Consider the following 20,561-nt stretch of genomic DNA (forward strand, 5'->3'; position numbering starts at 1 on the left):
CGCGCGGAGACGTGGCCGCGCGGCTGTTTACTCGTCAGGGTCATGCTATTTGTGGCCGGATTCGATCCGGCCACGATCTGATCCGGGGGAACAGTCATGCGTGATCCGGAACTAGTGTCTTGCGCCCAGCGCGCGGCGGCCGAGCTCGAGCGCGCCTGGGGCCACTGGCGGGCGGGGAGGGGGCGGGGCGTCGACGGCGCCGCCGAGTCGGTCGCCAGTTACGTCGCCCACTCCCTCGACCACCCGTGGGGCCGGCCCCGCGTCGTCCTCGGGCTCGACGCCGAGGACGCGCGGGAGCTGGCCGCCCTGCTGGAGCGCCAGGAGATCGGCGAGCGTGTCTGGTGAGGGGCTAGGGGCCCGGCCAGGATGTAGCATTCCCCGCCGCTCGCCGTAGTTGGCATAAGAAGGGCTTGAGCTCCGGGCTTGCCGTAAGTTGGATGCCATGCGTGCTCTGCCAGCCTCAGCTCTCGTTGTTTGCGGCCTGATCGCCTCCGCGTGTGGCGGCACCGGCACCGGTGGCGCCGCGGCAGGTCAGGCCGCTCCCGCGACCAGCGCGGAGCAGACCGCCGCCGAGCAGACTCCCTCCGAGCAGACTCCCTCCGAGCAGACTCCCGCCAAGCGGACTTCCGCCAAGCAGTCCCCGCCCGACGCCAAGGCCCTGGAGGGCAAGGTCGTCGTGATCGACCCGGGCCACAACGGCGGCAACTACCGCGACCCCGCGGCCGTCAACCGCAAGGTCAACGTGCTGACCAAGTGGAAGCCCTGCGACACGACGGGCACCCAGACCAACAGCGGCTACACCGAGGCCGCCTTCTCCTTCGACGTCTCCAAGCGGCTCGTCAAGATCCTCGAATCCCGTGGGGCCACGGTCAAGCTGACCAGGACGAGCAACGACGGTGTGGGCCCGTGCATCACCCAGCGGGCCGCCATCGGCAACAAGGCCCGCGCCGACGCGGCGATCTCCATCCACGGCGACGGTGCGGCCCCCGCCAACCACGGCTTCCACGTCATCATGCCGAAGAAGATCAACGGCCCCGTGGACAAGGTCGTGGGCGCCTCCAGCAGGCTCGGCATCGACGTGCGCAACGCGTTCGCCAAGGGCACGGGCCTGCCGTACTCCACCTACATCGGCCGCAACGCGCTCGACTACCGCAACGATCTCGGCGGCCTCAACCTGTCGACCGTGCCGAAGATCTTCATCGAGTGCGGCAACATGCGCAACGCCGCCGAGGCGGCCAAGTTCCAGGATCCCGGCTTCCGGCAGAAGATCGCGCTGGCGCTGGCGAACGGATTGCAGCACTATCTCGAAACATGATTCCTCGCCCAGAGCTGCTCAGCGATCTTTCCGGTTCCTTCGAGCTGACCTCGGGCGCGACCGTGTCCGGCGACCTGGTGGACGCCGTACGCCTCGCGCTTCCGCGGCTCGACCTGCGGCCCGGCGACGCCGGTGAGATCGACGTCCGGCGGGATCCGGCGCTCGGCGAGGAGGCGTACCGGCTGACGGTGGGTTCGCGGGGCGTGGAGATCGTGGCCGGCGGACGGGCCGGGGCCTTCTACGCGGCGCAGTCGCTGCATCAGTTGCTGCCCGCCGCCTCCTACCGGTTCTCCACCGGGGCCTCGTGGCCCGTTCCAGGGGTGCGGATCGAGGACGCGCCGCGCTTCGCCTGGCGCGGGCTGCACCTGGACGTGGCGCGGCACTTCTTCCCCAAGCGGGAGATCTTCCGCCTGCTCGACCTGATGGCGACGCACAAGCTCAACCGCCTCCACCTGCACCTGGTGGACGACCAGGGGTGGCGGGTGGAGAGCAGGGCGTACCCGCTGCTGCACGAGGTCTCCTCGCACCGGCCGCGTACGGCGTCCAACTACTGGCGGGAGCCGGACACGTACGACGACCTGCCGCACGGGGGCTACTACACGCTCGACGACCTGGCCGAGATCGGCGCCTACGCCCGCGCCCGGTGCGTCACGGTCGTCCCCGAGATCGACGTGCCCGGGCACGCGTCGGCGATCCTGGCGGCGTACCCGTCGCTCGGGGCCACCGGAGAGCGGTACGACGTGCTCGACCGGTGGGGCATCTCCTCGGCGATCCTGTCGCCGCTGCCGCCGACCGTCGAGTTCCTGACCACGATCTTCGACGAGCTGATCGGGGCGCTGGGCGAGACTCCCTACGTGCACATCGGCGGTGACGAGGTCGTGCTGGACCATTGGGGCGGGTCCGCCGAGATCACCGCGTACCGCGACTCGCTCGGGCTGGCCACCTCCAACGACCTGCAGGCGTGGTTCCTGCGGCGGCTCGCGGACGCGCTGGCCGAGCGGGGTGCGCGGGCCGTGGTGTGGGACGAGGCGTTCGTCAGCGGCGGGCTGCGGGAGGACACCGTGGTCATGCCGTGGCGGGGCATGGGGGTGGGCCGCCGGGCCGCCGCGGCCGGGCACGACGTGGTGGCGACCCCGGTGTTCCCGCTGTACTTCGACTACGCGGAGGCTTCTTCGGCGGAGGAGCCCATGGCCATCGGCGACGCCACCACAGTCTCGGACGTGGCCGCCTTCGACCCCGCGCCGGCCTCGTGGACGGAGGAGGAGCGCGCCCGGGTCCTGGGGGCCCAGGCGCAGCTCTGGACCGAGCGCGTGCCCGACGCCCGCACGGTCGACTACCGCCTGTGGCCGCGGGCGTGCGCGCTGGCGGAGATCGCGTGGGCCGGCCCCGCCGACGGCTTCGAGGGACGGCTGGAGGAGCACCTGGGGCGGCTGGACGCGCTCGGGGTGGAGTACCGCCCGCCGGCGGGGCCGCACCCGTGGCAGCGGCGGCGCCCGCACCGGCCGGGCGTGTTGCGCGTCCAGGAGGCGATGGCCCACATCGAAGGCATGACGCACGACGCGGAGTCGACCCGCCCCAGCGTGTGACTCAGAAGGAGAAGGCCGGGCGGTCGTTGAGGATCCTCTGGAAGAGGCGGTTGGTCTGCCACCTGCCGTCGATCTCGAGGTAGCGCTCGGCGGTGCCGTACGGCTCGAACCCGGTCTTGAGCAGCACGTTCTGCGAGGCCGCGTTGTCGAGCAGGGTGCTGGCCGCGATCCGGTGCAGCCGCAGCTCCTCGTCGGCCATCCGGCACACCTCCCGCACGGTGCCGGTGGCCAGGCCGCGCCCGACGTAGCCGCCGTCCACCCAGTAGCCGAGGTCGGCGCTCAGCCAGGGGCCGCGGACGATGCCGCTGAGCGTCGCGCGGCCCACGATCTCCTCGCCGTCCGCGAGCACCCAGGCCATCGCCCGGCCCTGCGCCTGATCTTCGAGCAGGCCCTTGAGCCGCTTGGCCTGTCCGTCCGCGGTGAAGAACTCGTCAGGCCTGCGGGGCTCCCACCGCTTGAGGTGGTCGCGGTTGCGGTCGTAGGCGCGTACCAGGGCCTCGACGTCCTGTTCGGCGGCCGGGCGCAGGGTGATGCCGTCCGCTAGTGGTACCTCTTCGATCATTCGCCCCACGATAAGGGATTCAGGCGGTACGGCCGATGGCGTCCGTGATGGACTTGAGGCCGTGGCGGCGTACCCGCCTGGAGAGCTGCCTGTGGATGCGCGAGGCCCAGAACGGGCCGCCGTAGATCCAGCCCGTGTAGCCCTGGACCAGGGTGGCCCCGGCGAGCAGGCGCTCCCAGACGTCGTCCACGTCTTCCACCCCGCCGACCGACACCAGCGTGAGCCGGTCGCCGACCCTGGCGCGCAGGCGCCTGAGCACCTCCAGCGAGCGGCCCTTGAGCGGGCGGCCCGACAGCCCGCCGGTCTCGCCGTCGTGCCTGATCGTGGTGTTGGTGGCGATGATGCCGTCCAGGCCCAGCTCGAGCGCCAGGTCGGCGACCGCGTCCACGTCCTCGTCCGCGAGGTCGGGCGCGATCTTCACCAGCAGGGGAGTGGGACGGGGCGTGCCGTCCGCGACCTCCTTGACCGCCGTGAGCAGCGGCCGCAGCAGCGAGACCGCCTGGAGGTTGCGCAGCCCCGGGGTGTTGGGCGAGCTGACGTTGACCACCAGGTAGTCGGCCAGCGGCGCGAGCTCCTTGGCACTGGCCACGTAGTCGGCCACGGCCTCCGACTCGGGCACCACCTTGGTCTTGCCGATGTTCACCCCGACCACGACGGGGACGCCGCGGGCGCGGCGCAGCCTGCGGGCGGCGGCGGCCGCCCCGGCGTTGTTGAAGCCCATCCGGTTGATCACCGCGTGCTCTCCCGCCAGCCTGAACAGGCGCGGGCGCGGGTTGCCCGGCTGGGCGTGCGCGGTGATCGTGCCGACCTCGACGTGGCCGAAGCCGAGCGCGGCGATGCCCTCGGCGCACGCGGCGTCCTTGTCGAACCCGGCGGCCAGGCCCAGCGGACCAGGGAAGTGCACGCCGAACGCGGTCACCCGCAGGGCCGGGTCGCGGGGCGCGAGCGTGCGGTAGAGCAGCCGCTTGACCACGGGCAGCTTTGCGAGGAGCGCGAGGGCGCTCACGGTCTGATGGTGCACGGCCTCGGCGTCGAAACGCCGCAAGACCTGCGTGAACACGAGGCGATACATCACGGGTCAGGCTACCAATCCGGCCTCGTGGGCGATGATTGCGGCCTGCACGCGGTTGCGCACGCCGAGTCTGGTGAGGATGGCGCTCACGTACGCCTTCACCGTGCCCTCGACGATGTGCAGCTCGCGGGCGATCTCGGCGTTGGACATGCCCGCGCCGACCAGGGCGAGCACCTCGCGCTCCCGGTCGGTGAGCGGGCCGACGCGGTCGCGGGCCTGTGCCCCCTTGGTCATCTTTCCGCCCGCGAAGTGTGCGATCACCCGCTGGGCGACCCTGGGCGACAGGTACGCGGCCCCGTCGGCCACCGCGTGGATCCCGGCGATCAGCTCGCGCGGATCGCCCGACTTGAGCAGGAACCCGCTCGCCCCGATGTCGAGCGCCTTGGCGATGTAGTCGTCCTCCCCGAATGTGGTCAGCATCACCACGGCCGTGCCCGGCGCGACCCGGCGCATCTCGCTCGCCGCCCCCAGGCCGTCGAGCCTGGGCATGCGGATGTCGAGCAGCGCCACGTCGGGGCGGTGGCTGATGGCCAGGTCGACGGCCTGCCTGCCGTCCCCGGCCTCGGCCACCACCTCCAGCGACGGGTCGGAGGCGAGGATGGCCTTGACCCCGGCCCGGATCATGGCCTCGTCGTCGGCCAGGAGTACGCGGATCACGCCCTCTATATTGCCGATATGGCACAGGTGAAGGTGTACGGGCGCAGGGATGTGTGGGCCGGACGGCAGCGGGAGATCTCAGATCTGGTGCAGTCGTGCCTGGTGAGCGCGTGGGGCGTGCCGCCGGAGAAGCGGTTCCACCGGTTCCTGCTGCTGGAGGAGGACGACTTCGTCTGCCCTGGGCGCAGTGACAATTACCTCATCATCGAGGTGATCTGCTTCACCGGGCGCAGCGACGACGCCAAGCGGGCGCTGATCAGGGAGATCTACGACAAATCCGGCTACGAGCCCGAGGACGTTGAGATCACGATCATCGAGATGCCCAGGGTGAACTGGGGGATCCGCGGGGTGCCCGCCGACGAGCTCACCCTCTCGTACAAGGTCGAGGTCTAGCTGACGGTATGGTCCGACTCATGAGCACTCACTATGACGTCGTCGTTCTCGGCGCGGGTCCCGGAGGGTATACGGCCGCCGTCCGCGCCGCCCAGCTCGGACTGCGCGCTGCGGTCGTCGAGGAGAAGTACTGGGGTGGCGTCTGCCTGAACGTGGGCTGCATCCCGTCCAAGGCGCTGCTGCGCAACGCCGAACTGGCCCACATCTTCAACAACGAGGCCAAGACGTTCGGCATCAGCGGCTCGGTCACCTTCGACTACGGGGCGGCCTTCCAGCGCAGCCGCAAGGTGGCCGACGGTCGGGTCAAGGGCGTTCACTACCTGATGAAGAAGAACGCCATCACGGAGTACGACGGCCGCGGCACGTTCCTGGACGCGAACACGATCCAGGTGAACGGCGAGACGATCACGTTCTCCCACTGCATCATCGCGGCGGGCGCGACCACCCGGCTGATCCCGGGCACGCGGCTTTCCGAGCGTGTGGTGACGTACGAGGAGCAGATCCTCACCGAGGAGCTGCCGGAGAGCATCATCATCGCGGGCGCCGGCGCCATCGGGGTGGAGTTCGCGTACGTGCTGCACAACTACGGCGTCAAGGTGACGATCGTGGAGTTCCTCGACCGGGTCGTGCCGCTGGAGGACGAGGAGGTGTCGGCCGAGCTGGCCAAGCGCTACAAGCGGCTTGGCATCGAGGTGCTGACCTCGACCCGCGTGGACGCCATCGAGGACACCGGCGCCTCCGTCAAGGTCACCGTCACCCGCGGCGGCGAGACCCGGGTGCTCGAGGCCGACAAGGTGCTGCAGGCCATCGGGTTCCAGCCGCGCGTCGAGGGCTACGGCCTGGAGAAGACGGGCGTGGCGCTGACCGACCGGGGCGCCATCGCGGTCGACGGGCGCTGCCGTACGAACGTGCCGCACATCTTCGCCATCGGCGACGTCACCGCCAAGCTGATGCTGGCGCACGCCGCGGAGTCCATGGGCATCATCGCCGCCGAGACGATCGCCGACGCGGAGACCATGGAGCTCGACTACGTGATGATCCCGCGGGCCACGTACTGCCAGCCGCAGGTGGCCAGCTTCGGCTACACCGAGGCGCAGGCGCGCGACCTGGGCTACGACGTGAAGGTGGCGAAGTTCCCCTTCACGGCCAACGGCAAGGCGCACGGCCTGGGCGACTCGGCCGGCTTCGTCAAGATCATCAGCGACAACACGCACGGCGAGCTGCTCGGCGCCCACCTGATCGGGCCCGAGGTCACCGAACTGCTGCCGGAGCTGACCCTGGCCCAGCAGTGGGACCTGACCGTGCACGAGGTCGCCCGCAACGTCCACGCCCACCCGACGCTCGGCGAAGCGGTCAAGGAAGCCATCCACGGCCTCGCCGGCCACATGATCAACATGTGACAGCATGGTCCTCACTTTGGGGGGCGCTTCGCGCCGGGCGATGGTCCGGGCCCTGCCTCCCAAGGGGGCGCGCCCCCTTTCGATCCCCCAAAGGCGCGGTCCTCGCTGACGCTCGGGCGTGCTGATGGGGGATCGGGGCTTCGCCCCGATCCCCGGCGAGGTGGCCTGCCGGCCCCCTCGTGCTCCCCCGGCTGTGGGCCGCGTTCAAACGGCCACTCGTGGTGCTAGGTGAGCAACGCAGGAAGGCCCGTCAGGCTCGCCCAGCCACACCCATTGCGCCTCGGGTGTCACGGTGAGCCCGAAGCCGGATTGGTGCGGCCGACCGGCTTCTTGCCACGTCAGAATGGCGTCTTCAACGGCATCCCATAGCTTGAGTGGCCCGTCTTGGTGGACTGCCCAGCCACCCTCAGCTGAGGGTCGTACATCGGCCTGTGCCCCGGTCTCCACATCGAGCAGTGTCAGGATGTCTTCGGCCCATCCGTGTTGCGCCTGAGGGACAGCGAGTTGGGCGACCCACAGGGCGGTGTCGTCCGTGAGAATGCTCGGGTCGATCCTGCTCTCGCTCACCTCGCCGGTACCCATCGTCATGGTCGGCCGGGGTGGCGGCAGGTGGGGCCGCGCCATCATGAAGTACACGTCGTCCTTGAGAAAACGTCCGCTCGCGGTGCCGTCGTCAGCGACGTGGAGATGCGCGAACGCTACTCCGCCCGTCCAACCCAGCATGGGGGCCGTGATCGTCCCGCCTGGACGCATCTGCCGCACCCACGGGGGCGGGATCGTACGCACCGCACAGGTGGCGATCAGCCTGTCGTAAGGAGCGTTCGCCTCGTACCCGATCAGTCCGTCACCCCGCACGAGCGTCGGCAGGTACCCGGCCACGTTCAGCGCGACTTTCGCGCGCTCGGCTACAACGGGGTCGAACTCGATCGATGTGACGGCGCGGTCGCCCAACCGATGGCACAGCAAAGCTGTGGAGTAGCCCGTTCCGGTCCCGATCTCCAACACCTTTTCGCCTTGGCCGATCTCGGCAGCTTCGAGCATCCGGATGACCAAGCTCGGGAGCGTTGACGACGATGTGGGCAGCAAGATGCCCATGGGCCCGGTTGCATCATCGGCCATGACGCCATTGACCTGGGTCACCCACGTCTCATCGGTGTAGATCAGAGCGAGCCAGTCCTCCGGGCTCATCTCGGAGCGACGCACGGACACCCGGCCTTGTCCTGTCTGGTGGCGGTAGACGGCATCGCCCACGAAGAGTTCGCGTGGCACCGCTTCAAGCGCCGCACGCCAGCTCGGAGAGTCGACAGCGGCGGCCAGTTCATGACGGAGCTTGGCACCCAGGTTCACGCGAACCATTCCTCCACGTAAATTGGTGGGCTCGCAGGCGGCAGTGGGGTCCTTCGGCTCATGCACACGGCCGTAGGGGCGGATTTTGTGCAGGTCATTTGAGCCTCTGGGTAGGGGATCGTCGCCGCCATTGACATGAGGTTCATCCGGCAGGCGAGGTCATGGGTGGCGCTTGTTTGTGCCGCAACAAACAGGGTGAACAGGAACGCGGAAATAGCAAAGACCCTGACGTATATCAGGGGCTTGTGTGGTGTTAGAAGTCGAATTCGCCTTTTTTTGCACCGTCAATGAAGGCCGCCCAGACGGAGCCGCTAACGACGTAGGCCGGCAGGTCCGGCCTCTCCGTGTCTCGGAGGCCCACGCGCCCCCCGGGCAGGGGCGCAACCTCGATGCAGTTGCCGCCGTTCGAGCCGGACTTCGTGGCCTTGCGCCATGCGGCGCGGGCCAACTCGTCCGCCAGCTCGTCACTCATTGCCCATACCTCTCTATCAACTCGCGGACCACGTCTCTGGTGACATGCACGGGATGAGCCCATGCACGGATCGCGTCAAACCTCACGTTAATGGCCCTCACCTCGTCCACGCGATCGGTTACCTGCCCGTTCGATGCTGACTCCAGGTAAGCCGTGTCCGGCCCTGAGAGAGGTTGGGCGATGGCGAAGCCGCCCAACAGCCCTGGAGTCGCGCCGACCTCCAGGGGGACAACCTGTATGGTGATCTTCGGGTGGTCCATCAAGGCCATCAGATGTTCGAGCTGCGCTCGCATCACGGCCTTACCGCCTGTCGGCCGGTGCAAGACCCCCTCGTCAATGACGGCCACATACATCGGCGGATCGGCTCGCCCGAAGATGGTCTGGCGCGTCATCCGCGCACGCACCATTTCCTCGACCTGCTCGTCTGACGCTCCCGGCTCGGCGTGGAGCAAAGCCCGCGCGTACTCCTCTGTCTGGAGCAAGCCCGGCATCACAAGAGGTTCCCACGTCCGTATCAACAGGGCCTGTGACTCGATCTTCGGCCACTGCCGGAACCATTTCGGTGCGGCCTTCGGGTTGATCTCCTTCCAGAGAGCCACCAGTTCGCCGTTGAGCCCTAGTATCTCCTCGGCCCTTATGGCAAATGTTTCGGGTACGGAGCGTTTCGCCCGCTCGAAGTAGCCGATCATGGTGCCCGAATAGCCGGCCCTTGCCCCAAAGGCATCGAGAGACCACCCTTCAGCTTCGCGTAGTTTGCGCAGCTCGCGGCCGAAAGCAACCTCTGGGGATATTGCGGGAGGTGTATCCGGCTTTGCTGGCATCGCGAAAGCTCCTTCAACGGGGATAACAGAGGTTGTGCTGAGCAACAACAGTCGCCACAACAGAGTTGTTCGCATATGTTGTCGGTCTCCAGTCCCGAAGGTAGCTGGTCAATAGCATTCTTGGAATACCCCTCGGGGCACAGACGACGTCGGCTCAGTAGCGCATAACAGGGCAACACGATTCATGTTGCGACGCGAACCGTCGTCCAGAGCGATCAGGGTTGGTGACATGCAAACTCACAAACTGCTGGATCGGATGACCGGAACGACTGGTGTCGACCTGACGCGTGAGCGCGTCTCCGACAGGACGGCGGCCGAGCATCACAAGATCCTGGCCAAGTTGCGGGGTTTACTGGTCAAGCGCGGCATGCACGCCCGTGCGGTCGAATGGTTCAAGCTCACGCTGCAATCCGGAGGTCTTCACCGTTCCTCGGGATGGAACTTGGACCGGTATGCGCCAGAGCTCCTGGTGTTCGGCCCTCAAGGCCGGCGAGTCGCCACGATCCGTATAGCCGCACGGTCGAAGGCGTACATCGTAGATATCGCGCAAGTCGGCGAGAACAACGAGATAAAGCCGGACGAGCGTTACGTGATCCCCCCGGGCTACCCCGCGAAAGCCGCCGCATTGATTCCTGGGTTCCTTTCGGAGACGCCATGACCACCGCTGGTGAGCTGGTCGAGAAGCTGGGCGCACAGGAGGCGACGCAATGAGCGCTCGGCCTGAGGTCAGGAAAGAGCGGAAGACCGGAGCGCCCGAGATCCAATGGAGGCCGTCCCCGGGCTCCCTGACTTGTGAGAAAGGCTGGGTCGGCGCTCGACTGCTGTTCTCGATCATCCATGAGCGCTACAAGCTGACGCTGCATCATCGGCTCCCCGGGCGTGACGGTCTCCCGATGGGCAGTGAGACATTCGAGGTGAATGACAGGACCTCCATGGAGCAGGCACGAGCCAAGGCGCACGCGCGTGCAACTGCGATATGGGTGGAATTCCTACGCGATGTTGCAGCGCCTCGGGCAGGGGCGAAACGGGCATCGTAGACGCCCCGGCTATGTGAGCTGGCCGCTACGTAGCCGGGTGCCAGAGTCCTCGGTGTCATCACTGACCGGCACGCCGTCGGTCTCGCTCAGGTGCTCCATCAGGTAGCCGCGAATGTCGTCGCGCACGCCGTCGACGTCCCATTTGGCGGCGTTGAACAGTCGTTGCATCCCATCAGGCGTGCTCTCCCCGGCGTACTCGGCCAGCGCCAGCCGTTCTTACGCTCCAGCCCGGACAGCATGCCCTCGACGCAGGCACGGGCTCGCTGCCGGACTTCGGGACGTTTAAATCGTCCCGCCACCAACGCGAACACGGCATCCAATCCCGCTTGCAGACGAGCGGCGCTGAGACGTTCTACTCTGGCCAACACGGCCACCGCATGATCTTCAGATCCATCACACCTGAATGATCACAGCGGTGGCCGTCGCCGCTTCTACGGGCTTATAGCGCTTTCAGCGCTGAGAGGTTGGAACCCAGAGACAGCTGCCCAGGAACTGTCAGCGGCGATCGTAGTGGGCGACGATGACACCCTTCGTGGTTGTGACACTGCTGGTGAGGCGGTACTGGGTCAACGGCGCCGGCCCCTCGAACATCCGTGTACCCGAGCCCAGGGTGAGCGGGTGAACCACCAACGTGTAATGGTCGATCAGATCGGCCACATGCAGGCTGCGCACCAGTGCGGAGCTGCCGACAATGCCCAGGTCGTTGCCGTCCTGCGCCTTCAACTCCGCGACCGTGTGCGTCGCGTCGCCGCGCAGCAGCACCGAGTTCTGCCAAGCACTCGCGTCGTCAAGCGTGGCCGAGGCGACGTACTTGGTGACGGCGTTCATACGGGCGGTGTACGGATTGCCGTCCTCGCGGTGCGCCCACGCGGTGATGAAGTCCTGCCAGGTGTGACGGCCGAGCAGCATGTCGCCGGGACCACTCATGCCCTTGGCCATCTCCTGGGCCAAGACCTCATCCTGATGCCAGGCCCCCCAGCCGCCGTGCGTGAAGTCTCCGCGGGTGTCCTCATCAGGACGACCCGGGCCCTGCACGACGCCATCCAGGCTGATGTTCATGGTGACGGTGATCGAACGCACCGGAATACCTCCTCCGCTCCTGCGAACCGCCCCAGTGACGGCCCGATCACCCCCTACACGAGCGCCCACCACCCAAATCGACATCGTAGAACGACGAATTTTTGCTATCTGTCTGACCCGCTCCGGCGCCGCGGCGAGGTACACACAGATCAACGATGTCCTGCTTCAAAGACACGCTTAGATAGTGGCTATGGTCAGGCCGCCCAGGCACGCAGAACGAAAGGACTCAGTGAACGTCGCTGGTCCCGGTGTCAGGCCCCATTCTCCAGTTTTCCGATCGCAGCCACGGCGTGCCCACCTCCGCCCTTGCATGTCCAGAGCGCTGCCCCGCCCACCTGCTTCGGATGCAGCCCAAGGGCGTGCGCTGGACAGGTCGGCCAGATCTTCCCCTCCTGCTCGGCGATCACTGCCTGGGCGAGATCGGCGATCAGCACGAGGGTGGCGACTGGCTCATGCGCTTCGTTCTCACGCAGCCCGAGGCTGGAGTATCGACCCTTGTACTCGACGCGCAGGTAGCCCAGGTCGTCCCACTCCGGGGTATCGAAGCCGAGTCGTCCGGCGACACCGGTCGCCTCCATGTCGCATTGAACGGCGAGCACCGCGCTGTCCAGCACCTTGTCGGTGGTCATGCTCCTCATCCTGGCGGAGTTCTGTGAGGCTTTCATCGCAATAACCCTTGTCTGCTGGTCACTGCGAGGACCCCGGTGTCCACCCTGAGCGACAACGGAAAGAACCAGAACGACGATTGGGGCAATCCGCCTGCTCAGGGCTCCTGGACAGGGGCGCGCTGTGAGGAGCGCACCAGGAGACTAGCTGGCGAGGAAGTCGAAGTGGAACGCCGCCACGAGCAGGATCAGGCTCGCGGTTCTTACGAACTGGATGAACACGGTGTGCTCGGTTATCTTGACGAGCCCGGCGACCGCCGCAACCGGGTGTCCTTTTCCCTTGACGAAGCTTTCGAGTATGTAGGCGCCGATTCCCAATCCTATCGGCAGCAGTATGAGGGCCCCCAACGCAATAGGGCCGGGTAGCGTCGAAGCGACAAACCAGAGAAAGGCGAAGGGCAGGACCAGGCACAGGATGCCGACCGCTGCCATGACCGTGGTTTCGACCGGCCTCTTCAGCGGGGACAACCACTCCCGTAAGCGCACGGGCCCGACAATGTCGATGAGGATGGCCAAACCTGCCAGGAGCGCCGCGACCTTGGCCAGACGTGCCCATTTATAGATCTCCAGCCCCCATAGGATGCGGGACTTGATGTCCGTGCCCGCTGACCAGAGCGACCATGCCTCTAGGTAACTGATCTCCTGCAATGCCATGGCGGGATGGTACGCCACCGGCGTGCCGGCGGTGACAGGTGGCGCCGTTCCGGGATCAAACTGTTTTGCCGCCGAGCAGGCCGAAAATCACGCCCAGACCCGCCCACGCCGCTCTTTGCAGCCATTCCGTCGTCGATATCTGCGACGGAGTGGGATTGGCGATGAAGAAACCCGAATAAATAGCGCCGCCCACGAAGAGGACCGTGAAGCCGAGCACCACGAAGAACACGAGTCTGAAATTCCGGTCCACGGTCGTCGCGCCGCCGCCCGGGCTCATTCCGGCCCTCCTGCGTAGCGGCGGGACCGCGCCGCCGGGCTCGGCGCGGGTGGGCCGTTCCGGTCCGCATCGACCTTGATGATCAGCCCATCTATGGGGATGACCTCTTCCTCCGTGGCCGGGCGGGCCCCCTGCGGGGACTCGAGCGTGGTCCCGGCTTTCACGATCAGGGTCAGCTCGCCGAGCGGGCGCCTGAATATGGCGCGGAGGGCCGCACGCATGCCGGAGTTGCCGGCCATCGTCAGGACCATGGCCGCGAGTCCCGCCGTGGCGAATCCCCAATAGAATCCGTTCATGGCCCCCTCTGGGATCGCAGTGCCCGCTATCGGCGCGATTCCCTTTTCCCGGGCGCGGATCCCGCTTCCGGATGAATTTTGACTCAGCCTTTCCGGGGCAGGCGCGCCGCTTCGGGGTCTGGCTGGGGCGCCGGTTGGTGGTTCGGCTGGGGGACCGCTTCGGGGTCTGGCTGGGGTGCGGGTTCGGAATTGGGCCGGGGTGGGGTTTCGGTGCGGAGCGGGATCTCGCGGATGAGCCAGGCGATCGCGAACGAGATCGCCGCGAGGGCCGCGGCGCCCATGAGGAGGGCGTGCAGGCCGCTGGTGACGGCCTCGCGGACGGCGTCGGCCACGGGGGCGGGCAGGCGGGGCAGCGAGCCGGGTGTCAGCTCGCCGCTCCGCTCCAGTTGTCCGGCCTGGCCGGGGCCGAGGTGGGCGGCCAGGTGGGTGCGCATCCGGGCCGCGTACAGGGTGCCGAGCACGGCGATGCCCAGCGATCCGCCGACGGTGCGCAGCAGGGTGACGGTGCCGCTGGCGGCGCCCATGTCGCGCGGGTCGGCGCCGTTGATCGTGATGAGCGTGGTGCTCTGCATCACCAGGCCGATCCCCGTCCCGATGACGAGGGTGAGCGCCGAGGCGGCCGGTGCGGGGGTGGAGGCGTCGAGCAGGAGCAGGGCCAGGGCACCTGCGGTCATGAGCGCGCCGCCGAGGATCGGATAGCGGCGGTAGCGGCCGTCGCGGCTGATGAGCCGGCCGGTGAGCAGTTGCGCGGCGAGCATGCCGAACATCAGCGGCAGCAGCAGCATGCCGGCCGCCGCGGGCGAGGCGCCCTGGACGAACTGCATGTACTGGGGCAGGTAGTTGGTCACGCTGACCATGGCGGCGCCGACGAGGAAGCTGAGGACCTGCGCCAGGGTGAAGCCGCGGTCGGCGAACAGCCGGGGCGGGATGACCGGTTCGGCGGCCCGGCGCTCGACGGCGACGAATCCGGCCAGCGCGAGCACGGAGAGCGCGCCCAGACCGAGGACCTGGGGTGAGGTCCAGGCGTACGCGGTGCCCGCCCAGCCGGCCAGCAGGGTCAGGGCCACGATGGCGGTGGTGAGCAGGGCCGCGCCGCCGTAGTCGATGCGGGGCTTGACGCGTTCGGCAGGCGGGAGGTGGATCCGGGTGGAGATGATCAGCAGCGCCACGGCGCCGACGGGCAGGTTGACGTAGAAGGTCCAGCGCCAGCTCAGGTAGTCGGTGAGCAGGCCGCCGAGGAGCGGCCCGCCGACGTACGCGATCGGCATGATGACGCCGATCATCGACTGCAGCCGGCCGCTCTCGCGGGGCGGTACGAGCACGCCGATGATGGCCAGCGCCCCGACCATGAGCCCGCCCGCGCCGAGCCCCTGCACGGCGCGGAAGGCGATGAGCTGGCCCATGTCCTGCGACAGTCCGGCCAGGCCCGACCCGGCCAGGAAGAGTGCGATCGCGCTGATGAAGGTCGCCTTGCGGCCGAACAGGTCGCCGACCTTGCCCCAGATCGGGGTGGTGGCCGCGGCGGCGAGCAGGTAGGCGGTCACGACCCAAGGGAGGCGGTCCAGCCCGCCGAGGTCGCCCGCGATCGTGGGCAGCGCGGTGCCCACGATCAGGCCGTCCAGCATGGCCAGGAACATGCCGAGCAGCAGGCCGAACACGCCGACGTAAAGGGATCGGGTCATGGCGCGTCACGCCGCGTACGGCCGGACGGCCTTGGCCTCGCGCAGGGCCTGCGCCCACCAGGCGAGCCGATCCAGCATCACCTTGGCGGCGGGCTCGACGGCCGGGTCGACCGTCCTGCCCTCGCCGTCGAACTGCTCCCAGACGCGCTGGAAGCCAACCCCGTCGCGGATGGTGACCGCGTGCAGCTCGGCCAGGACCAGGCGCAGCTGTTCGACCGCGCGCAAACCGGCGGAGAAGGCGCCGTAGGAGACGAAGGCGACCGGCTTGGCGTGCCACTCGGGGCCGTGCCAGTCGATGGCGTTCTTCAGCGCGGCCGGGAAGCTGTGGTTGTACTCCGGCGTGACGATCACGAAGGCGTCGGCCGCCGCCATCCGCGGTGACACCGCGGCCAGCAGGTCTCTGGCCTCCTGGGAGGCCGGTGGCTCGCCGAGGACCGGGAAGACGGTCGGCAGCGGCGTCTCGACCAGGTCGATGAGGTCGGCTTCCATGTCGCCGCGCTGGTCGAGCAGGCCGACGATCCAGTTGCTCACGACCGTGCCGAGGCGGCCGTCGCGGGTGCTGCCGAGGATGACCGCAATCTTGAGCGGGCTGTCGTTCATTGGGGCTCCGTGTCTGTGTACGTCGTATTCAGTGAGATACAACGTACACACGAGGATGTACGTTGTCTACTTCGGATACGCTGTATCGGACACGGAAGAGGAGCCCACATGGCCGTCGAGAAAGACAAACCGCGCGAACCGCTCTGGGCGCGCCTGGAACGTCCGGCCCCCGCCCCGCGGCAGACCCTCTCGCCGCAGCGCATCGCCACGGCCGCGGTGGGGATCGCCGACGCCGAAGGCCTGGACGCGGTCACCATGCGCCGCCTGGCCACCGAGCTGGGCGTCGCGCCCATGGCGCCCTACCGGTACGTGTCAGGCAAGGACGAACTGCTGGAACTGATGGTCGACCACGTCTACGAGGAGCTGCGGCTGCCCGAGGGACTCGGCTGGCGGGAGACGATGCGCGCCCTGGGGTACGGCACACGCGAGATGACGCTGCGGCACCCGTGGCTGGCTCAGCTGTCCCCGCAGGCCATGCTCGCGCTCACCCCGCGCCGCATGGCCGTCACCGAGCGCTCCCTGTCGGCCCTGGCCGGATCGGGCCTCGACCCCGACACGACGATGAGCGTGTTCCGCGCCGTGGACGCCTACGCCAACGGCGCCATGGCGTACGAGATCGCCGTGCAGAGCTTCATGGACCAGCAGGGCTGGGCCGACGGGGGCGAGCTGCGCAGTGAGCTCGCCCCGCAGATGACCTGGCACATCCAGACCGGGCGCTATCCCACCTTCGAGGGCTATCTGATGACGGCCACCCGCAAGGACGACGTGCTCTGGCGGTTCGAGACCGGCCTCGAGTACGTCCTCGACGGCATCGCCGCCAAGCTGGGGATCTGAGGAACGGCTACCGGTAGCGGGCGCGGCCCTCGCCCGGCACCACTTCCCCGAGCACCCAGGCGTCCAGCCCGCGTGCCCCCAGCACCCTGACGGCCTCGTCCGCCGAGTCGGCGGCCACGATGGCCGCCATCCCGACCCCGAGGTTGAACGTGCGGTCCATGTCCTTCTGGGCGATCTGCCCGTGCCCGGCGAGCACCCCGAAAACGGCGGGCGGCGTCCAGGAGGCCCGGTCCAGCACGGCGTCGAGATGGCCCGGCAGCGACCGTGACAGGTTGCCCTCGACGCCGCCGCCGGTGATGTGCGCGTAGGCGTGCACGTCGACGGTCCGGGCCAGCTCCAGGCAGTCGAGGGAGTAGATCCGGGTCGGCTCCAGCAGCTCCTCGCCCAGCGGCCGCCCCAGCTCGGGCAGGACGGCGTCGAGCGACAGGGAGGCCTCGCGGAGCACGTGGCGTACCAGGGAGTAGCCGTTGGAGTGGATCCCGGAGGAGGCCAGCCCCAGCACCACGTCACCCGCCACGACCCGGGAGGACCCCAGCATGGCGGAGGCCTCGACGACGCCCGTCCCGGCGCCCGCCAGGTCGTACTCGTCCGGCCCCATGGCCCCGGGGTGCTCGGCCGTCTCGCCGCCCACCAGCGCGGCCCCGGCCAGGCGGCAGCCCTCGGCCACGCCGCCGACGATCTCGGCGACGCGCTCGGGCACCACCTTCCCGCAGGCGATGTAGTCGGTCATGAACAGCGGCTCGGCCCCGCACACCACCAGGTCGTCGAGGACCATGCCGACCAGGTCGATGCCGATGGTGTCGTGCTTGCCGTACCGCTGGGCGATCATGACCTTGGTGCCCACGCCGTCGGTGGAGGTGGCGAGCAGCGGCCGCTCGTAACGCAGGAGGGCCGAGGCGTCGAACAGCCCGGCGAACCCGCTGGCGTCGTCGACCACCTCGGGCCGCCGCGAGCGGGCCACCTTGCTCTTCATCAGGTCGACGGCACGCTCGCCCGCCGCGATGTCGACGCCCGCGGCCTCATAACTGCTCACGCTTTGCTCTCCAACACGAACTTGCCCACGTTGTCCTGGTCGATGGGGATCGGGTAGGAGCCGTCGAAGCAGGCCCTGCACAGGCGGTCGGCGGGGATGGTGGTGGCCTTGGTCAGGCCCTCCAGGGAGATGTAGCCGAGCGAGTCGGCCCCGAGCGAGGCGCGGATCTCCTCGACCGACAGCGATCCCGCGATCAGCTCGGCCCTGGTGGCGAAGTCGATGCCGTAGAAGCACGGCCAGGCCACGGGCGGCGAGGAGATGCGTACGTGCACCTCCTTGGCCCCGGCCTCGCGCAGCATCTTGACGATGGCCCGCTGGGTGTTGCCGCGCACGATCGAGTCGTCCACGACCACCAGCCGCTTGCCCGCGACCACCTCGCGCAGCGGGTTGAGCTTCAGCCGGATGCCGAGCTGGCGGATGGTCTGCGAGGGCTGGATGAACGTGCGGCCCACGTAGGAGTTCTTGACCAGGCCCTGCCCGTAGGGGATCCCGCTCTCCTCGGCGTAGCCGACGGCCGCCGGGGTGCCGGACTCGGGCGTGGGGATGACCAGGTCGGCCTCCACGGGGTGCTCGCGGGCCAGCACGCGGCCCACCTCGACCCTGGTGACCTGGACGCCGCGCCCGGCGATGGTGGTGTCGGGGCGGGCGAGATAGACGTACTCGAAGAGGCAGCCCTTGGGCTCGGCCAGCGCGAAGCGGCGCGACCTGACGCCGTTCTCGTCGATGGTCAGCAGCTCGCCCGGCTCGATCTCGCGGACGAACGTGGCGCCCACGATGTCGAGCGCGGCCGTCTCGGAGGCCACCACCCAGCCGCGCTCCAGCCGCCCCAGGACCAGCGGGCGGATGCCCTGCGGGTCGCGGGCCGCGTAGAGCGTCTTCTCGTCCATGAACACCAGCGAGTAGGCGCCCTTGACCTGCGGGAGCAGCTCCGCCGCCGAGTCCTCGATGGAACGCGTGCGGTCCTGCGCGAGCAGCGTGGTCAGGACCTCGGTGTCGGTCGTCGCGCGGGTGGACCCCGGAGCCAGGCGCTGGGCCAGCTCCGGGGTGTTGATCAGGTTGCCGTTGTGGGCGAGCGCGAGGCCGCCGACGTCGGTGGAGCTCAGCGTGGGCTGCGCGTTCTCCCACACGCTCGATCCGGTGGTGGAGTAGCGGCAGTGGCCGATGGCCAGGTGCCCGCGCAGGGTGCTGAGCACCGACTCGTCGAAGACCTGGGCGACCAGGCCCATGTCCTTGTAGATGAGAATGCGGCTACCCTCGCTGACCGCGATGCCCGCGGACTCCTGCCCGCGGTGCTGCAACGCGTACAGCCCGTAGTAGGTGAGTTTGGAAACTTCCTCGCCTGGAGCCCAGACGCCGAAGACGCCACAGGCGTCTTTAGGCGCGCGGTCATCGAGGTCCAGGTCATGGCCGAGCCGGCCGTCGCCCTTCAGCACATGCCTCAGTTTAGGTCGGCCGCTTCGGTGCTCGCACACTCGGGGGCGATATCAGGCGACGTGGCTGGATCTGCCCGCATTTGAACCGTCCCGGATGATCTCTCCGGTGAGGTTTCGGTTCGCCGCGGATCCGAGGAAGAGGATCAGCGCGGCCAGGTCGTCCGCGGTGGACAGCCTGCGGGTGGGCGTGCGGGCCGCGATGGCGTCCAGCGCCTCCTGCGACACCGGGCGCTCCCGCTCGGTCAGCGTGAGCCCGGCGACGGCCACGTTCACCAGGATGCCGTCCTTGCCGGCGTCCCAGGCCAGCGCGCGGGCCATGCCGTGCAGGGCCATCTTGGCGGTGCCGTACGCGCCCGGCCCCGGCAGCCCCTCCTCGCCCGCGCCCGACGAGACGAACACGATCCGCCCGAACCCCCTGTGCCGCATCCCCGGCAGCACGGCCTGCACGAGCAGGGCGTTGGCCACCACGTTGGCGTGCATGACCGCCGACCACTCGGCCGCGGGCAGGCCCTCGAAAGGCACGCTGTTGGGCATGATGGTGCCCCAGCGGACGGCGTTGGCCACCAGGGCGTCCACCTCGCCGGCCTGGGCGACCGCGGGCGCGATGGTCGCGTGGTCCTCCAGGTCCAGGTGTACGGCCGCGGCCTGGCCGCCCTCCTCCTCGATCCGCTTGACGACCCCGGCCGCCCGGTCCGCGCCCGTGTTGTAGGTGATCGTGACGCGCGCCCCTGCCTTGGCGTACGCGAGCGCGGTGGCGGCGCCGATGCCCGACGAGCCACCCGTGATCAGTACGTGCATGGAGATGATCCCTTCTAGTTAGCCGACTAATTAGCCAGCTAACTGGAGAAGGTGCCCTGGTCGCAAGGGGATTTCGCTGGGAGTGAAACGACTAATGGGTGATGGCGCGTACGAGCCGGGCCAGCAGGGTGCGCTCCTCGGCGTCGAAGCCGCGCAGGAGCTCCTCGTCCAGCCGGTTCCAGATGTCCTCCACCGGCTGCTGCAGCGCCTTGCCCGCGTCCGTGAGGTAGACGCGGGTCACCCGCGCCCGGCCGGGGTCGGGCGCGCGGCGGACGAGCCCGGCGCGCTCCAGGCGCTGGAGGGTCTTCGTGACGGTGGGCGGCTCGACGCCGAGCCTGGTGATGAGCTCGCCCTGGCAGAGGCCGTCCTGCCGCCACAGCTGGTTGAGCAGCAACTCCTGCCCGGCGTGCAGCCCGAGCGGGCCCAGCTCGGCGGCCAACTGGTTGCGGTGCGCCTTCATGACCTTGATCAGCGCGTACGTCAGGGTCTCCTCCAGCATGCACCCATCTTGCCCGCCGCCTGCGGTTTTGGCGCATGGTGACCCAAG

25 protein-coding genes are annotated in these 20,561 nt (G+C 68.6%); 7 read left to right on the top strand and 18 right to left on the bottom strand.

Features of this window, described 5'->3' with window-relative positions; genetic code table 11:
* The first annotated feature begins 96 nt into the window (after positions 1-96).
* The 3 genes from ACIHFD_RS47455 (at position 97) to ACIHFD_RS47465 (ending at position 2,901) form a co-directional block, all read left to right on the top strand.
* Entirely contained in the window at positions 97-345 is a 249-nt protein-coding gene (locus tag ACIHFD_RS47455; protein ID WP_185069048.1) for a hypothetical protein, read from the top strand.
* A 97-nt stretch (positions 346-442) separates the two neighbouring features.
* Complete coding sequence (locus tag ACIHFD_RS47460) at positions 443-1,315, top strand: N-acetylmuramoyl-L-alanine amidase (protein WP_397372503.1); 873 nt, start codon at positions 443-445, stop codon at positions 1,313-1,315.
* A complete protein-coding gene (locus ACIHFD_RS47465; RefSeq protein WP_397372504.1) occupies positions 1,312-2,901 on the top strand; it encodes a beta-N-acetylhexosaminidase in 1,590 nt (529 codons plus the stop codon). The genes ACIHFD_RS47460 and ACIHFD_RS47465 overlap by 4 nt, the downstream gene beginning before the upstream one ends.
* Position 2,902: 1 nt before the next feature.
* On the opposite strand, the gene ACIHFD_RS47470 is transcribed toward ACIHFD_RS47465, so the two are convergent.
* The 3 genes from ACIHFD_RS47470 to ACIHFD_RS47480 are packed head-to-tail and all read right to left on the bottom strand — an operon-like array spanning position 2,903 to position 5,192.
* Positions 2,903-3,463 (bottom strand): GNAT family N-acetyltransferase, encoded by a 561-nt coding sequence (locus tag ACIHFD_RS47470; protein WP_397372505.1) that lies wholly within the window; start codon positions 3,461-3,463, stop codon positions 2,903-2,905.
* A gap of 19 nt (positions 3,464-3,482) precedes the next feature.
* Positions 3,483-4,535 (bottom strand): quinone-dependent dihydroorotate dehydrogenase, encoded by a 1,053-nt coding sequence (locus ACIHFD_RS47475; protein ID WP_397372506.1) that lies wholly within the window; start codon positions 4,533-4,535, stop codon positions 3,483-3,485.
* Between the two features lie 6 nt (positions 4,536-4,541).
* Positions 4,542-5,192 carry a response regulator transcription factor gene (locus tag ACIHFD_RS47480; protein WP_350737450.1) on the bottom strand — a complete coding sequence of 217 codons (651 nt, stop codon included), beginning with the start codon at positions 5,190-5,192 and terminating at the stop codon, positions 4,542-4,544.
* A gap of 18 nt (positions 5,193-5,210) precedes the next feature.
* Here ACIHFD_RS47480 and ACIHFD_RS47485 point away from each other — a divergent pair, with 18 nt between their 5' ends.
* Positions 5,211-5,585, top strand: a complete 375-nt coding sequence (locus ACIHFD_RS47485) for a tautomerase family protein (protein ID WP_350737447.1) — start codon at positions 5,211-5,213, stop codon at positions 5,583-5,585.
* 20 nt (positions 5,586-5,605) lie between these two features.
* A complete protein-coding gene (gene lpdA / locus ACIHFD_RS47490; RefSeq protein WP_355207656.1) occupies positions 5,606-6,985 on the top strand; it encodes a dihydrolipoyl dehydrogenase in 1,380 nt (459 codons plus the stop codon).
* 204 nt (positions 6,986-7,189) lie between these two features.
* Here lpdA and tgmC read toward each other — a convergent pair whose 3' ends face one another.
* The 3 genes from tgmC to ACIHFD_RS47505 all read right to left on the bottom strand — a co-directional run bounded on the left by tgmC (position 7,190) and on the right by ACIHFD_RS47505 (position 9,625).
* On the bottom strand, positions 7,190-8,332 hold the full coding sequence (tgmC, locus tag ACIHFD_RS47495; protein WP_397372507.1) for an ATP-grasp peptide maturase system methyltransferase: 1,143 nt from the start codon (positions 8,330-8,332) through the stop codon (positions 7,190-7,192).
* A gap of 253 nt (positions 8,333-8,585) precedes the next feature.
* Positions 8,586-8,804: a DUF397 domain-containing protein gene (locus ACIHFD_RS47500; RefSeq protein WP_397372508.1), complete on the bottom strand. Its 219-nt coding sequence runs from the start codon at positions 8,802-8,804 to the stop codon at positions 8,586-8,588.
* Complete coding sequence (locus ACIHFD_RS47505) at positions 8,801-9,625, bottom strand: helix-turn-helix domain-containing protein (RefSeq protein ID WP_397372509.1); 825 nt, start codon at positions 9,623-9,625, stop codon at positions 8,801-8,803. Before ACIHFD_RS47505 ends, ACIHFD_RS47500 begins: the two co-directional genes overlap by 4 nt.
* Before the next feature lie 229 nt (positions 9,626-9,854).
* On the opposite strand from ACIHFD_RS47505, the gene ACIHFD_RS47510 reads away from it, so the two are divergent.
* Positions 9,855-10,283: a hypothetical protein gene (locus ACIHFD_RS47510; protein ID WP_397372510.1), complete on the top strand. Its 429-nt coding sequence runs from the start codon at positions 9,855-9,857 to the stop codon at positions 10,281-10,283.
* Between the two features lie 388 nt (positions 10,284-10,671).
* On the opposite strand, the gene ACIHFD_RS47515 is transcribed toward ACIHFD_RS47510, so the two are convergent.
* The 8 genes from ACIHFD_RS47515 to ACIHFD_RS47550 form a co-directional block, all read right to left on the bottom strand.
* Entirely contained in the window at positions 10,672-10,830 is a 159-nt protein-coding gene (locus tag ACIHFD_RS47515; protein WP_397372511.1) for a hypothetical protein, read from the bottom strand.
* Positions 10,831-11,157: 327 nt separating this feature from the next.
* On the bottom strand, positions 11,158-11,742 hold the full coding sequence (locus ACIHFD_RS47520) for a dihydrofolate reductase family protein (RefSeq protein WP_397372512.1): 585 nt from the start codon (positions 11,740-11,742) through the stop codon (positions 11,158-11,160).
* 251 nt (positions 11,743-11,993) lie between these two features.
* On the bottom strand, positions 11,994-12,371 hold the full coding sequence (locus ACIHFD_RS47525; protein ID WP_397372513.1) for a hypothetical protein: 378 nt from the start codon (positions 12,369-12,371) through the stop codon (positions 11,994-11,996).
* Positions 12,372-12,551: 180 nt separating this feature from the next.
* Positions 12,552-13,061, bottom strand: coding sequence for a hypothetical protein (locus ACIHFD_RS47530; protein ID WP_397372514.1), 510 nt, complete (start codon positions 13,059-13,061; stop codon positions 12,552-12,554).
* Positions 13,062-13,116: 55 nt separating this feature from the next.
* Positions 13,117-13,338: a hypothetical protein gene (locus tag ACIHFD_RS47535; protein WP_397372515.1), complete on the bottom strand. Its 222-nt coding sequence runs from the start codon at positions 13,336-13,338 to the stop codon at positions 13,117-13,119.
* The gene (locus tag ACIHFD_RS47540) at positions 13,335-13,634 is read right to left on the bottom strand and encodes a hypothetical protein (protein ID WP_397372516.1); all 300 of its coding nucleotides are present in this window, start codon (positions 13,632-13,634) and stop codon (positions 13,335-13,337) included. The genes ACIHFD_RS47535 and ACIHFD_RS47540 overlap by 4 nt, the downstream gene beginning before the upstream one ends.
* A gap of 83 nt (positions 13,635-13,717) precedes the next feature.
* Positions 13,718-15,316, bottom strand: coding sequence for a DHA2 family efflux MFS transporter permease subunit (locus tag ACIHFD_RS47545; RefSeq protein ID WP_397372517.1), 1,599 nt, complete (start codon positions 15,314-15,316; stop codon positions 13,718-13,720).
* A 6-nt stretch (positions 15,317-15,322) separates the two neighbouring features.
* Positions 15,323-15,916 carry an NAD(P)H-dependent oxidoreductase gene (locus ACIHFD_RS47550; RefSeq protein WP_355207718.1) on the bottom strand — a complete coding sequence of 198 codons (594 nt, stop codon included), beginning with the start codon at positions 15,914-15,916 and terminating at the stop codon, positions 15,323-15,325.
* A gap of 108 nt (positions 15,917-16,024) precedes the next feature.
* On the opposite strand from ACIHFD_RS47550, the gene ACIHFD_RS47555 reads away from it, so the two are divergent.
* Positions 16,025-16,750, top strand: a complete 726-nt coding sequence (locus tag ACIHFD_RS47555; protein ID WP_397372518.1) for a TetR/AcrR family transcriptional regulator C-terminal domain-containing protein — start codon at positions 16,025-16,027, stop codon at positions 16,748-16,750.
* 7 nt (positions 16,751-16,757) lie between these two features.
* On the opposite strand, the gene purM is transcribed toward ACIHFD_RS47555, so the two are convergent.
* The 4 genes from purM to ACIHFD_RS47575 all read right to left on the bottom strand — a co-directional run bounded on the left by purM (position 16,758) and on the right by ACIHFD_RS47575 (position 20,513).
* A complete protein-coding gene (gene purM, locus ACIHFD_RS47560) occupies positions 16,758-17,783 on the bottom strand; it encodes a phosphoribosylformylglycinamidine cyclo-ligase (RefSeq protein WP_397372519.1) in 1,026 nt (341 codons plus the stop codon).
* Positions 17,780-19,216 carry an amidophosphoribosyltransferase gene (purF, locus tag ACIHFD_RS47565; protein ID WP_397372520.1) on the bottom strand — a complete coding sequence of 479 codons (1,437 nt, stop codon included), beginning with the start codon at positions 19,214-19,216 and terminating at the stop codon, positions 17,780-17,782. The genes purM and purF overlap by 4 nt, the downstream gene beginning before the upstream one ends.
* 51 nt (positions 19,217-19,267) lie before the next feature.
* Positions 19,268-20,014, bottom strand: a complete 747-nt coding sequence (locus tag ACIHFD_RS47570) for an SDR family NAD(P)-dependent oxidoreductase (RefSeq protein ID WP_397372521.1) — start codon at positions 20,012-20,014, stop codon at positions 19,268-19,270.
* A 91-nt stretch (positions 20,015-20,105) separates the two neighbouring features.
* A complete protein-coding gene (locus ACIHFD_RS47575; RefSeq protein WP_397372522.1) occupies positions 20,106-20,513 on the bottom strand; it encodes a MarR family winged helix-turn-helix transcriptional regulator in 408 nt (135 codons plus the stop codon).
* Positions 20,514-20,561 lie beyond the last annotated feature (48 nt).

The organism is Nonomuraea sp. NPDC051941, assembly GCF_044593615.1.